At 27.9% G+C, this 14,924-nt stretch carries 13 protein-coding genes; 11 read left to right on the top strand and 2 right to left on the bottom strand.

Annotation, left to right across the window (positions count from 1 at the left end):
* Window positions 1–70 precede the first annotated feature (70 nt).
* Complete coding sequence (locus E7Y35_RS02095; protein WP_283272693.1) at window positions 71–226, bottom strand: hypothetical protein; 156 nt, start codon at window positions 224–226, stop codon at window positions 71–73.
* An 837-nt stretch (window positions 227–1,063) separates the two neighbouring features.
* Here E7Y35_RS02095 and E7Y35_RS02090 point away from each other — a divergent pair.
* From E7Y35_RS02090 to pflA, 10 genes are all read left to right on the top strand, one after another.
* Window positions 1,064–2,944: a hypothetical protein gene (locus tag E7Y35_RS02090; protein WP_283272692.1), complete on the top strand. Its 1,881-nt coding sequence runs from the start codon at window positions 1,064–1,066 to the stop codon at window positions 2,942–2,944.
* A gap of 397 nt (window positions 2,945–3,341) precedes the next feature.
* Window positions 3,342–4,286, top strand: coding sequence for a CHC2 zinc finger domain-containing protein (locus E7Y35_RS02085; protein ID WP_283272691.1), 945 nt, complete (start codon window positions 3,342–3,344; stop codon window positions 4,284–4,286).
* Window positions 4,287–4,304: 18 nt separating this feature from the next.
* Window positions 4,305–4,520 carry a hypothetical protein gene (locus tag E7Y35_RS02080; RefSeq protein WP_283272690.1) on the top strand — a complete coding sequence of 72 codons (216 nt, stop codon included), beginning with the start codon at window positions 4,305–4,307 and terminating at the stop codon, window positions 4,518–4,520.
* Between the two features lie 362 nt (window positions 4,521–4,882).
* Entirely contained in the window at window positions 4,883–5,731 is an 849-nt protein-coding gene (locus E7Y35_RS02075; protein ID WP_283272689.1) for an SLAC1 family transporter, read from the top strand.
* Window positions 5,732–5,748: 17 nt separating this feature from the next.
* Window positions 5,749–5,964, top strand: coding sequence for a hypothetical protein (locus E7Y35_RS02070; RefSeq protein WP_283272688.1), 216 nt, complete (start codon window positions 5,749–5,751; stop codon window positions 5,962–5,964).
* Between the two features lie 128 nt (window positions 5,965–6,092).
* The gene (locus E7Y35_RS02065) at window positions 6,093–6,338 is read left to right on the top strand and encodes a glycine radical domain-containing protein (RefSeq protein WP_502957509.1); all 246 of its coding nucleotides are present in this window, start codon (window positions 6,093–6,095) and stop codon (window positions 6,336–6,338) included.
* A gap of 134 nt (window positions 6,339–6,472) precedes the next feature.
* Window positions 6,473–7,207 carry an ATP-binding cassette domain-containing protein gene (locus tag E7Y35_RS02060; RefSeq protein WP_283272687.1) on the top strand — a complete coding sequence of 245 codons (735 nt, stop codon included), beginning with the start codon at window positions 6,473–6,475 and terminating at the stop codon, window positions 7,205–7,207.
* Window positions 7,191–8,096, top strand: a complete 906-nt coding sequence (locus tag E7Y35_RS02055; protein ID WP_283272686.1) for a hypothetical protein — start codon at window positions 7,191–7,193, stop codon at window positions 8,094–8,096. Before E7Y35_RS02060 ends, E7Y35_RS02055 begins: the two co-directional genes overlap by 17 nt.
* 5 nt (window positions 8,097–8,101) lie before the next feature.
* Window positions 8,102–10,681, top strand: coding sequence for an endo-beta-N-acetylglucosaminidase (locus tag E7Y35_RS02050; protein ID WP_283272685.1), 2,580 nt, complete (start codon window positions 8,102–8,104; stop codon window positions 10,679–10,681).
* 115 nt (window positions 10,682–10,796) lie between these two features.
* Window positions 10,797–11,540 (top strand): pyruvate formate-lyase-activating protein, encoded by a 744-nt coding sequence (gene pflA, locus E7Y35_RS02045; RefSeq protein ID WP_283272684.1) that lies wholly within the window; start codon window positions 10,797–10,799, stop codon window positions 11,538–11,540.
* Window positions 11,541–11,571: 31 nt separating this feature from the next.
* Here pflA and E7Y35_RS02040 read toward each other — a convergent pair whose 3' ends face one another.
* Window positions 11,572–12,075 carry a TIR domain-containing protein gene (locus E7Y35_RS02040; RefSeq protein ID WP_283272683.1) on the bottom strand — a complete coding sequence of 168 codons (504 nt, stop codon included), beginning with the start codon at window positions 12,073–12,075 and terminating at the stop codon, window positions 11,572–11,574.
* 170 nt (window positions 12,076–12,245) lie between these two features.
* Between E7Y35_RS02040 and adhE the strand changes: the two genes are divergently transcribed.
* On the top strand, window positions 12,246–14,906 hold the full coding sequence (adhE, locus tag E7Y35_RS02035) for a bifunctional acetaldehyde-CoA/alcohol dehydrogenase (RefSeq protein WP_502957514.1): 2,661 nt from the start codon (window positions 12,246–12,248) through the stop codon (window positions 14,904–14,906).
* Window positions 14,907–14,924 lie beyond the last annotated feature (18 nt).

Raw genomic sequence — 14,924 nt, 5'->3', positions numbered from 1 at the left:
TCTTTTTAATGCTTTTTTACTGTATTTAATACTAGATTTGTATTATTTTTCTTTGAATAAATAGTTGATTTTAATGAACTTGAATTGTATAAATCTTGAATTGAACAACGATATACTCTTTTTTATCATTTTTTGAAGTTAAGTCAGTTACATTTGTAACTCATACTTTATTTGGCTCAGTAACTTTGAAATCTTGATTTAATTTATTTAATTCATTTTCTTGCACAGCGATAGGTTTATCACATTTACATTTATTGTAATAAGTTCTTCGTGATTTATAAAAACTGGATAAATATCAAATTTTTGCTTAATTTTAATTACAACATTTCTGTGACATATACTCTATATTAGTTTTTTTATTTAAAAATAAATCATTTAAATATTCTTGTTTTTGTAGTTTCATGATTCTATCAACTCCTAATGAATTAAAATGGTTTTTATACATTTCTAAAATCTTTTCTTTTCTAAATTCGTCTTTTTGTTTTACTTTAGATGGTTTTTGGTTATCATAGAATGTACTTTTTAGAATATCAATTAATTTACATAGCATTCGAATCTTGATTTTGGGATTTTCATTTTTAAGTTTATTTATGATTTTTACTTTTTCATCTGTAATTTTCGTAGTTTTTTAAAAGCTTTTTTATAGTATCAAGTTCTTCTAACTGTTTATTTATTTGCTGTTGTATTTTGATGTCTGTTGTTAATTTTTCAATTTTTATTTGATTAATTGATATATTTTTTTCTGGACGGTAATCAGATACTCAAGTTGCAATTGTTCCGTGTGAAATTTTGTATTCTTGGGCAATATCACGATACTTTTCATTATTATTTACTATTCGAAGGATTACTTCTGTTTTTAATTCTGCTGAGTATTTTTAAATTTTTGTCCTTGCTTTGCCATTTTTTATCTCCTTATCATTTTAAATATACTATAAATAATTGAGTTAGATATGTGTCCGGATTTTTATTAAGGAAGCACATAATTTATTCCATTGAAAATAGTAAGTAATTACTTTTTTTTTTTTTTTTTTGGGGTGTAATACATAATATAACTATAAAGGAAATGAAAAATGAAAAATTATTAACATTATTAAGTGCTTTTGTTGTTACTACAACAGGAATAATACAAGTTTATGCATGTACAGCACCAAAAACAAATACTAACAAAAATCAAAATGGTTCAGATAATAATAATTCTGGTGGAGATAATAATTCTAGTGGAGATAATAATTCTGGTGGAGATAATAATTCTGGTGGAGATAATAATTCTAGTGGAGATAATAATTCTAGTGGAGATAATAATTCTAGTAATCCTAATATAAATACAAATGAAACTATTTTTTTATCAAAAGGTGGAGAGGATTATCTTAATTTTGAAGAATCACTTGATTTTGATTTTAATAACTTGTTATCTATATTAAAAGTTGTAGATGGAAAAACCTTGTCTTTAAACGATTCATTAAACGATGTTTTTGAACTTATCAAAAATAAAATTAAAAATACAACAATTAAGGTACCAGAAGTAGAAATTTTAATTGCAGATAATGAACAAACATATAATAATCAATATCAAATTTTGAATAATTCTGGTACTATTAATGTAAATTTAAAATTTAAATTGCAAGGAAATTATATGGATGCTTATCAAATTTATCGTGTTGCAATTTTAAATGTTAAAAAAATTGATCCAGTTCAAGCAGCTAAGGAAAACAATTATGATTTAAATAATCCAGATGATATTCGTTTTGATTTAAATTTTAAACCATCAGGTGATACATTATTGAAAAATGTTTCTAAAATAGATAATTATTTTAATCAAGATTTTAGAAAAACAGTATGAGATGTAGTTCTTAGTAATTATGGAAGGAATAATCCTCCAAAAAATGTACCTTTACCAAATGATGAATTATTAAAAGCGGCAAATCAATTATATTTAAGAGCAAATCCGGCTAATATTCAGAAATTTCATAATTATGTTGATAACAATCAAAGTTGAACTAATTTTGATGTTTTAGCTGAAGAAGTTAAAAATGCAACAATAATTTATGATGATAAAGGTAATTCAACAGGTGAATCGGGAGTTGATTTAAAAAATCTTGAAACTTTATTTGATCAAAGATATAAAAAAATATATGAATCAACAATGTTAAACTTATATAATGTATTTGCAAAGTTATTTCAAAATAAAGATTATGCATGTAGAATGGTTTTTAATTTATTTATAATTGATGAACCAAATATTGATATTGGAAATGGTTTTACGGTAACTGGGCGTGCTGGCTATATAGATAAGAACATTCCGGGGTCTAATAGAGGTTCATATGTTCAACTTAAAAAAAGTGTATTTTTAAATAGTGATTTTGAACATATTAGAGAATATGATACTTCAGGAAATATTTCATTTAGCTTAGATCTTTATACATTAATACATGAAATGGGGCATATTATTGAATTTTTTGTCACAAAGTCAAAAAATGAGCGTCAATCATTAGTAAATGAAAGCAATGAAGCTTCAGATCCACATACAATATATAGTGGTTCTGGGACAATATTAAGTTCTAATGTTAATTCAGGTGCGAAAATACTTCCTGCTAAAAATCCTTCAACATTTGTTTTTCCACCACAATCAAAATCAAAATATGATACATATGGTCTAGAAGGTTGGATGGGAACATACTTACAACAATATCTTGTCGATAAAATTAAAAATTATAATTTTGATAGTAAATTGTCAAAAAAAGAAATTGGAATTGCGCTTGGTAGTATGGTTGTTTCAGGAACTTATGCTGCATCAATGACTGGAGTAGAATATATAGCTGAAGCTTTTGCAAAATGGTTAACTACTCCTGATGAATTTAAGAACCGTGGTTGAGAGTTATTAAATGATTTTTTCATCAATGAATTTCCAAAATATGCAGAATGAAGAGATAAAAATCCAAATTAATTTTGAAAATAATGATATTTATCTTTTTATTTGTAATTTAGATTGTAAATGCAATTAGGATTTTTCAAGTTCTTTAACTTGCTATGAAATTGACGAAATATAGACTTGCAAAAGTCTTTTTTTATACTATCATAACCACAAGGTTATTATTTAAATAACCTAGTGCAACGATGGCCAACAACATAATGAATCGATTCAAACATAAAGAAATAAAACTAAAGATAGAACACTTGAAAAAATAAAATATATGTTTAATTTAAACACATTTGAATTATTTATTAATTCCTTAGTTTCATAGTATAATATTTGTGTAGATAACCAATGACACATGCTACGATTTTTATCGTAACATGTGTTTTTTATTTGGTAAAGAACAAATTAATAAAGGTAAATAAATATGTTAGATGTATTTCGCAATTATTTAAAATTATCGAAAAGAGGACGAAATTATGTTGCAATTTGTCCTTTTCATAGTGATTCGCACCCTAGCTTATCAATATCAGTTGAGAAACAAGTTTGACGTTGTTTTGTATGTAATGTTGGGGGAACAGTTGAATATTTTGTTGCTAAAATTGAAAATCTTTCAATTAATGAGGCTAAGCAATTAATTTCAGATAAATATAATTTAGAACAAACACCAATTATTCAGCAAGCAAAAGTCGTTCTGCAAACTGAAAAAGATAAAATTTATCAGCTAAATAAAATAACTTGGCTATTATGCTCATACTGGTTTTGATGAAAAAAATCAATTAATAACCGAAAAATTTTAAAAGATAAAAAGTTATTTATGATTTTAAATGATAAAGGTAAAAACAACTTAAATCATTATGATCAAAAATTATATAAGTTTTTAAATGAAAACTATGATTTAAAAGATAAAAAAATTATAATTCTTGGAGATGGCGCATCATGAATTAAATCACTTGCATCTCAATTTCATTGTGACATTGTTTTAGATGAATTTCATTTAAAAAAGTATTTACATAAATGTTTTAATTTTTGTCGGTTTAAAAAACTAACAAAAGGTAATTTAAATTCAGTTGAACTTAAGAAACGAGCTATATATTATGATTTGGAAGTTTTTATTCGGAATGGGGATGTACAAAATTTAAAAAAATATATTAAAGATTTACTAACGCCACCATATCAAAATAAATTAGTCTTTTTGAAACATAAAACTGTTCAAATTCAAAAACTTTTAAAATATGTTAAAAGTAATACAAATGGGATTAGTAATTATAAAAATGAATATTATATTGGTTCACAAACTGAATCACAAATTTCACATAATGTTAAATCTTTAAAATCATATGGGGCAAAGGATAGTAAGACAACATTTTAAAATATGCTAAGCATGCGTATGGCCAAAGTAAATGGATGAGATCCAATTGAAATTATTATAAATGACTATAATGATGAAATTAAAGCTAGAAAAAATTATTTTTTTCAAAATATTTGAGTAAAAAATAATATTGGTGAACAATACATTCCGAAACAAGGCTCTGTGACAATTTTGAAATCAAAGAACAGAGCATTTGCCAGGGTAGTTCGAAATACATTAAATAGTAAAAATTAACATATTAATTTAAACCTTTAACAAAGTTATTAGCTAATTTATAAAATTAGTCCTTTTTATATTATATTTTTTGTTAAAAATGGTTTAATATTTATAAGTAAATAAGATTTTTCATCTTCTAAATGTTTATAATGTAAAAATAAACATTTAAAAATATGGTCCAACAACCAAATAATTTATTCCATCTTTTGATACATTTTTTTGTTTTTTTAAATTGTATGTTATAGTATTGCATTATACAAAATATGTTATTATTTAATTAATATATTCATTACATTCTATATTACAATTTACATTATTTTAAATGTTTAAAAACAAATTGATTAATATAGATAAATTAAATACAAGGAGAAAAAAGAAGAATGCAGTTTATTAAAAATTTTTATTTAAAAATTGCTAACCGCCCCCTTGCTCTTTCTGGGGCAGCACTTGGAACAGCAACAATGGGAAACGCATGAGGAATGTTCCAAGAGACAAACATTGGTTTTTCATTTAACTGCTGATGATTAAAATATATTACAATTAGTTTTGCAATGTTAATTGTTATCTTAATTTTATTGAAATATATTTTTTCGCCTAAAACACTAATTAAGGAATTTAAAGATCCAACATTAAGTAATTTTATTCCAACAATTTTAATGACTTGCTTTGTTATTTCTGGGTTCTATGGTGAACATAATATTAGAATGTTACAATTAGTTATTTGAGTATCTTGTGTTGTTATTCATTTAGTTTATATTGTATTATTTTGTGTTTTTCATATTTATTATTTCAAATGGGAAAATTTTATTGCATCTTGGTTTGTTCCACCAATTGGAATTGTTGTTGCTTGTGTAATGTCAAAAGATGTTGGTACTAATATTTCTACTGAATTTGCATCTAGTATCCATCAGTTATCACAATTTTGTTGATACTTAGGTTTTGCATTTTATGTTGTAATGTTACCATTAATGATTTATAAATATAGTTTTACAAATCATTTATTACATAAAAAAATAGCAGCATATGGCATTATGGCAGCACCACCAAATTTATTATTAGCCGGTTACTTTTCTACTTTTAATTTTCAGGAAATCGCAAGGCATTACAACTTATTTATTTTTTTCTTAGTGTCTTTAGCATTTTTTTTACAATTTCTGTTTATATTTCAATGGTTAAAACCTTTCAAACTAAATTTGTGCCATTATTTGCTTGTTACACTTTTCCCTTAGCAATTGGAATGGTTGCAATGGTTAAATTAAGCACTTGAATATATCTTAATTTTTTAAATCAAAATGAATTAGCGATTATTATTAAAGGTTGAGCTTTGATTGAGACTATTATTGGAACTTTAGTGATTTTATTTGTTGATTTTGGTTTAATAATTTATAGTATTTACCATGTTTATTATAAACATTTAGAAAAAGAAATCATTAAATCTCGTTTTATTCGATATTTTATTTAAATAGAACAAATCAATAATATATTATTTTATAATTAATTTTTCTTAGTGATAGGATGATTAATAGTTCCTAATTGCATTCTTTATAAAAAGGTATAAAATAATAAGTATAGAAAAGGAAGTGATTACTAGTGGCAAAAGCATCAGATTCACAAGTTAGTAATTTAGTTAATATGTTAGATGGATATATGCAAAAAGGTGGGCACCATTTAAATGTTAATGTTTTAGACCGTGATGTGTTGCGAGAAGCACAAAAACGCCCGGAAGAATATCCACAATTAACAATTCGTGTTTCAGGATATGCCGTAAATTTTGTTAAATTAACAAAAGAACAACAAGAAGATGTTATTTCAAGAACTTTCCACGAAGGAATGTAATATAACATTAATGATTAAATAACTACTAACAAATTAGTAGTTATTTTTTTATGAGTCACAAAAAAGTTTCTTAATAATAAACAAGTAATGTCTTTTTTTTTTTTTTTTTTTTTATTTTGTATAATGTAAACATTATGAGCGAAAAACATATAGAGATTAAAGAATTAACGAAAAAAGTCAAAAACCAAATTATTATTGAAAAATTAAATTTGGAAATAAAAAAAGGAGAAAGAATTGCCATTTTAGGGGCAAATGGATCAGGTAAAACAACATTGGTCGAACTAATTTCTGGCATTACTAAACCCTCAATGGGAACTGTTACAATTCATACTGATGTTCCAAAAATTAAGCAAATTGGATTACAATTTCAAGAAGGATATTGACCAAAAGGACTAACCCCACAGGCCATTATTAACTATTATGTTAATAAAAAAGAATATGATAATAGTAAACTTGAAGAATTACTATTAGTTTTTGGAATTAAAGACTTTGTTAATAAAGATTTAAATAATTTATCGGGAGGACAACGCCAACGTTTTAATGCAATGCTAAGTGTTATTAATGATCCTGAAATTATTATTTTAGATGAATTAATTACTAGTTTAGATTTAAGTATGCAAATTGAGTTAATTGGTTTTTTTCAAACTTATTTAAAGCTCCATCAAGCAACACTCTTGATGGTTTCACATATTCCTGAAGAAGTTGAAAAACTATGTGAACGAGTAATATTACTTGAACAGGGGCACATTATTTACGATTTAGGTTTAACTGAAATTTTAACATCCTATGGAACAGTCCGCAAATTTATGGAAAACTATTATACAAATTTAAAACAAAAGGAGACTGCTAAAAATGACACCAAAAATTAAGTATCAAAACTTAAAACAAGATTATTTTGAATTTAATGCTTTTTTAGCGAAAAATTTAAGATTATTATTTGCATCAGTTTATAAAAACTTACGAACATACATATATGTTTATATTGTTCCAATTATTTTTATGTTAGGAGTTTATATGTATCAATCATTTGGCGGTGCTAATAAATTATTGCCACCATTAATTATGGGTTTATTGTTAATTCCGGGGTTTGGAATAGCTATTTTATTAAATACTTTAATTTCTGAATGAAAAGCCTCAATTTTTTTAAAACGAATCCATGTTATTGGAACAAGTAAATCACAATTTTTACTAGCAATTTGAATTGTTGGTTATGTAATTGGATTATCCGCAATTTTATTTGGGGCAATTATTATGGTAACAATTAATGCCATTTATTCACCTAGTGGAACAAATGATTTTTTAGAAGCCTTTAGTTTTTTAAGTTACGGGACATTTGGTCAAGCTTTTCTAGCATGAGCTGGTTTCTTTTTGGGAGCATCAATTGTTGTGTTATCAAGTATTGGGGTTGCAACATTAATTGCTGGTTCATTAAAGAGTATTTCATTAACTCAAAGTTTAGTTATTTTATTTTTATTTTTTGCTGTTATTTTTTCAGATTTATTTTTATCACCATCAACAATGGCTGGTTCAAAAGTAACCGTTGTTATGAGTTATTTTGTTCCGCAAAAGTATGGCGCTTGAACAACATTTTATGCGACATCAGATGGTAATATTAATTATTTTTTATCAAAACCAGTTTCTGCCTTGATTACTGTTAGTTTTAATAATATTTATGGACCAATTTTTGGTGGGTTAGGATATTGCACTGGTTTATTTGTTGCATCATTGTTTTTACTTAACTGGAATAATAGGGGGTAACTATAATGAAAAAATTATTGTATGTTCTTGGTACATTAACTTTAATTAACGGAACAACATTAAGCTTAATTGCTTGTCAAACAAATTTTTTAGGCATTAATTTAGCAACTTTACCAGATTATAATTGGCAAGAAGAAGAACCCTATTTTAAACAATATAATGAAGTTAATTATTTATCTGCACAGCAAGAAACACCATCTGGTGATTTATCATTACCACAGTTGTCCCGATATATTGATTATTTAAAATTTAATACTGGTTTTAAAAACCAGAAGGCCATTAAAAAGCAAGCCGTAACAGGAGTTCCTTTAAACTCAGCTTATTTGCCAAATGGTAATTTTCGCCGTGATTTTGGGGAAAGAGATAAATATTATTTATATGAAAAAATCAATAGTATTTTAGATTGAAACGAATCAACGGATTATGATTTAAAATATAATCAAGCAGATGTTCCTTTACTAAAAACAAAAAAAGTAGCAAGTAAATGAACAAAAACGCAAGATTCACGCGTAAAAGCGTTAAATCTAGGGTTGGCAGTGCAAAGTACTAGTGGAACCAATAGCATTGTTGGTAGTAAAAGAATGTTTGGAAATAATTTTAATAATTGACAATATTTAGATGGTTTTACAGCGTGAGCTGGTGCGGCGGACGAAGGAATTATTGTGCCTCCTGCAGCAGATGCTATTAATGCCGCGCATATTAATGGGACAAAAATTTATGGTAGTATTTATTTAGATGGCTATCATGGTTTGGTTAAAAATATGTTACAAGATTATTTAGTTCGGGATAACGAAGGTAATTATAAAATTGTGGATGTTTTAATTAAAATGGCAAAGTATCTTGGTTTTGATGGTTGGTTCTATAATAATGAACCTAATGGTGGGGCACCAAATGGGACAATTATGGATAACAAGGTTTCAATTGCAATTGTGCAACAATTTATGGATAAAGTCAAGGCAAGTGATAATGAGGAAATTAAAAAATTAGAAATGGTGACATATAAAAACCAAGGAACATTAGCATTTGATAAAGATAAGTTACGAGATGAAGATGCAGCTGGGTTAGCAGCAGCATCTAACGGCAAATATGTCCAAGATTTTTATGTGTGACCAAATGATTCTGAAACTTGAAATCAACGTCATCCTGAATATAATTCCTTTGAGACGTATAATATGTATAATCTTGGTGGTTGAATTGGAGGCAAAATTTTTTATAACGAAGATCGAATTGGAACACGCAATATTACTGAATTAACACAAAATCATTTGGATCCTAATGGAAACCCATATACTGATTGAAATAAGGAAAAAAATGATCTTTTTGCTAATAAATGAACTTTTAGTGGGCAAAATCGAAATTCAATTACAACTTTTGCAGCTTCAACAGCACGGGATTTAGCTAATATTTATCTTGAAAATTTAAAACGGCCATTAACTTTAAGTGATGATACTTATGGCACAATTTATCAGAATTATTATGATGATATGGTTTTTACTGGTCGTAATCGTTTTTTATCTGATATTGATCAAGGTTCAGTATCATGAGATCCAAACTATCCAGTTGACAATTACAGTTTTGGGATTGGTAATTTAGTGTTAGAAAATACGGTTTTATTCGATAATGATCCGGATGCTTTATCAGAATTTAAAACTAATTTTTCAACAGGACAAGGGCGAAAATTTGTTACAGCAGACCAACAAGTTATTGATAACTATCCGTGAAATAATCGTCGTCTTGCTGATACACAATTAACATATAAGTGAGATATTCATGATAGCGTTACCAAAAGACAAGTTCCAACTTTAACTGGATATTATGATTATTATGAGCCTTATCAAAAAGGAAATTCAATTGCCATTGGAGGTAGTTTTAATAAGGTTGATGAAAGAACGGGTGTTATTCCACCGGGAGTTTTTAATAATAAGGTTATTTGAAATATTATGGGAACTAATTATAGTCAAACAGATAAAGTAATTGGCATTCGCTATAAAGTTAGTGATGCTAAGAACAAGGTTTTGACATTATCAGACTTACAAACAAAATTTGATATTAAATTAGTAGTAACATTAGATAATGGTGATGAAAAAGAAGTTGCTCCCGATCAACTTGAAGAAGACAACAATGGATGAATTACTTTTAAAACTAATTTAAATCAAAGGCTTACTTTAAATAACGAAAAAATTGCTAAAATTGGTTTATCATTGAACCCAACCGGTGGTAAAGGCGAAGCTTTTAAAGTTAATGTTGGTGAATTTAGTGTTAATTATAATGAAAAGAAAAACACTAATATTAATTTAACTCCTGATTATATTACTAATTTGCAATCAGAGTATGCGATTAAACGGGATAATTTAAGTAGTCTTCGGTTAAATTGAACGGTAAATGAAGTCTACCGTGATGAAATTGCTTATTATGAAGTTTATTTAGCAAACAATAACAAGTATTATCGCTTGGGTGAAACAATGAATAATAATTATTATGTCAAAAATTTACGGTTGTCATCAGGAACAAAAATAATTTTACGACCAATTTTAAAACATCAAACGGGGGTCCCCACTTATCAAAGTTGAAATATTATTACATAAACTATTATAAATTATTGTTTTATAGTTTTAAAGCTGTGGATAATTAAAATTACTCGTCGCTTTCTTTTTGTTAAATTAAGGAATATAATTAATTTGTAGAGAAAAGGAGAGAAAAATGCCAGAAGTTATTGGCTACTATAGTAGTTACGAATCGTTTGGTGCTGTGGATGGTCCGGGGTTACGGTTAGTATACTTTCTACAAGGTTGTCCATTACGGTGCAAATATTGTCATAATCCTGAAACGCAAGTTATTAACAAAGAAAAACCAATTACTGTTACTGAAATTATTGATCATTATGAAAAATCAAAAGAATTTTATCGTCAGGGGGGAATAACAATGTCAGGGGGTGAACCCTTGATGCAAATTGATTTTATTATTGCTTTATTTACTGCATTAAAAAAAAGAGGAATTCATACCTGTGTTGATACTTCGGTCGTAACCTTTAGTGAAAATCCACTGTTATTACAAAAATGAAGTGAATTAGTAAAAGTTTGTGATTTGTTTATTTGTGATATTAAAGAAATTAATTCAGCGCGTCATAAGGAATTAACAGGATTAGGAAATGAAAATATTTTACGGGGAATTAAATGATTAGATGAACAAGGAGCTAATTTATGAATTCGTCATGTTTTAGTTCCAGGTTATACGGATAGCAAAGAAAATTTAACAGGAATTGGTCACTTTATTAAAGATTTAAAACATATGGAGAAATTTGAAATTTTACCATATCATAATATGATGGTGCCAAAATATAACAACATGAATCGTAAGTTTGAGTTACCAGAAGTAATTCCCCCAACCCGAGAATATTGTCAACAATGTTTAAAAATTATTAACAAAGCCATGCACGATGCATAATAAAAAAATCACATCATTTGATGTGATTTTTTTATTGGTTCTGACGAAATAAAGCCGCCTGATTGTTATGCTTATGAGTTTGAGCATTATGATAAGCATTATTAACTCACTGGGTTAAATCCATATTAATAATGTTTCAATTATACAATTCGGCATATTTATTTTTGACATTTGTCATTAGACGGAGCGGAATTGTATTTGGATCAGTTAGTTTTTTGCTAAAACCAAAGTTATTGTTGGTACTAAGAATAATTCCAAATAAACCTTTTTGCTGATTTAATATTCCAGCAATTACTCAATCTACGATTTTTTGTTTTCATGTTTCACTACCAATAAGAATGATTGCTGCTTTGGTATCGGAAATAATTGTTGTTTCAATATGTTTAATTAACATTTCATCAGTAAATAAACCATTATTAATTTCGGGCAACGTTGGGCAGATAAAATCAAAGGTTGCTTGGTATTTAGTTAAAAATGTTTTTCTTTGTTCTTCATCATTTGGATGAGAAACGAGTAAAATTTTGTCTTTTTGCATTGTTTGCCTCCTTGTATTAATTATAACGAATAACTAAAAAGAACTGGAATTTTTTATTTTTTTCAATAGTAATATCGTAAAAATTAAGATTTTAATATTTTTTATGAAAATTTTTGGTAATTTTATTAGTAAAACAATGGTAAAAAAGTAAAAATATAGTATAAATATAAATAGAGAAAGAAAAAAGGAGTAAATTTAAAGTTATGGAAAATAAAAAAATTCAAGGATTAATTGAGAAAGTCGGCGTAGCTCAAAAAGTCTTTGCTACTTTTTCACAAGAACAAGTTGATAAAATCTTCTATGCAGCAGCAGTTGCTGCAAACAAAGCTCGAATTGAATTAGCAATTGATGCTGTTCATGAAACAAATATGGGAATTATTGAAGATAAAATTATTAAAAACCATTATGCTGCAGAATATGTTTATAACAAGTATCGTGATAGTAAAACAGTGGGGGTTTATGAAGAAAATGTTGGGTTAGGATACCAATTAGTATATGAACCAGTTGGAATTATTGCAGCGGTTATTCCAACAACTAATCCAACTGCAACAGCCATTTTTAAAACAATGTTAGCATTAAAAACAAGAAATGGAATTATTATTTCACCACACCCAGGGGCGAAAGATTGTACCATTAAAGCTGCCAAAATTATTTTAGATGCCGCAGTAGCAGCCGGGGCACCAAAAGATATTATTGCCTGAGTTGAAGATGCTCAAATTCAAGATACAACTGATTTAATGCAAGCAGCTGATTTAATATTAGCAACTGGTGGGCCAGGAATGGTTAAATCAGCTTATTCATCAGGGAAACCAGCAATTGGGGTTGGAGCTGGAAACTGTCCAGCAATTATTACCGAATTAGCTGATTTAAATACCGCAACATCATCAATTATTCAATCAAATACTTTTGATAATGGGGTTATTTGTGCAACTGAAAATGCAGTAATTGTGGTGGAAAAAGTTTATGATCAAGTGGTTAAACTGTTTGAAGCTAAAAATGGTTATGTAATGACCAAAAAAGAAGATTTAGATAAAATCCGTAAAGCAATGTTTAAAGAAGGTAAATATGGAGTTTTAAATGCAACTTTAGTAGGACAAACACCACAAACAATCGCAAAATTAGCTGGAGTTACAATTCCTGAAAATACAAAATTAATTTTGTGTGTAGCAGAAAAAACAAGTTATGATGAACCATTGGCTCATGAAAAATTGTCAACTTATGTTTCATTATATAAAGCAAAAGATTTTGATCATGCGTTAACAATGGCAAAAGAGTTGTTAACAATGGGACCAGGACATACTGCTAGTTTATGAACTGATGAGGTTAAAGGTAAAACTGAAATTGCGTTATGACGTGATCAATGTAATGCCGGAAGAATGGTTGTTAATATGCCAGCAAGTTTAGGAGCAGTTGGTGATATGTATAATTTCTATTTAGCGCCATCATTTACCTTAGGATGTGGTAGTTGGGGAGGAAATTCAACTTCAACAAATATTGAACCAAAACACTTATTAAATACTAAAACTGTCGCAATGAGGAGAGAAAATATGCAATGAATGAGATTACCAGAACGAATTTATCATAAATTTGGTTGTTTACCAATCGCGTTACAAGATTTAAAAGAATGAAAAAGCAAAAAAGCCTTTATTGTAACCGATCCAATGATTAACCAATTATATGGAACACGCGTAACAAGTGTGTTAGAAGATTTAGGCATTAAATATGATGTTTTTGCCGATGTTGAACCAAACCCAACGTTTGCGACCACAACACGTGGTGTTAAATCAATGCAAAACTCAAAACCAGATGTTGTTATTGCCATTGGTGGAGGTAGTGCAATGGATGCTGCAAAAATGATTTGATTAATGTATCAACATCCAGATGTTAAATTTGCTGATTTAGCAATGACTTTTAATGATATTCGTAAACGTATTGTTAAATTCCCAATCATTGATAAATCGATTCGTTTAGTATGTATTCCAACAACATCAGGAACAGGATCAGAAGTAACACCATTTTCTGTTATTACAGATGATAAAACACATATTAAGTATCCATTAGCAGATTATGCTTTAACACCAGATATGGCAATTGTTGATCCAGAATTAACATTGACAGTTCCAAAGGGGGGAACTAATGCTCCAGCATTGGATGCCTTAACACATTTATTTGAATCATATGTTTCAGTATTAGCAACAGATTATACTGATCCATATGCTTTACAAGGAATTAAAACAATTTTTGAATATTTACCAGATGCTTATCATAATGGGCAAACAGCTGTTAAAGCAAGATGCAAAATGGCTGATGCAGCAACGCAAGCAGGAATGGCTTTTGCTAATGCGTTTTTAGGATTAGTTCACTCAATGTCGCATAAAATTGGGGGAGAGTTTGGTGTTATCCATGGTTCAGCAAATTCAATTTTATTACCATATGTTATTCGTTATAATGCTGCCACAATTTTAGATGGCGGAAAACAAACTTACTTTTCACAATATACAGTTGCGAATGCTTTAGAACGTTATGCACAAATTGCAAAATATTGTGGAGTCAAAGGAAGTAGTGATACTGAATTAGTTGATAAATTAATTGCGAATGTTCAAGCTTTATCAAAAGATGTTGAAATTCCAGCTTCATTTAAAGATTACTTTACAAAATTTAACATTGCCATTAATGAAAAAGAATTCTTGGCCGTTGTTGATAAAATGGCACAAGATGCCTTTGATGATCAATGTACGCCAGCAAACCCACGAATTCCATTAATTAGTGATATTAAACAAATTTATTTAGATGCTTATCATGGTGCTGCAGTAAAACCATTGAAAAAATAATCTTAAAAATTTTTATTA

It is taken from the genome of Spiroplasma sp. SV19 (assembly GCF_030060925.1).
Classification (GTDB): Bacteria; Bacillota_I; Bacilli_A; order Mycoplasmatales; family Mycoplasmataceae; genus Spiroplasma.
Note: the sequence above shows the minus strand (reverse complement) of the source record. Positions and strands in the feature narration are given on the sequence as shown.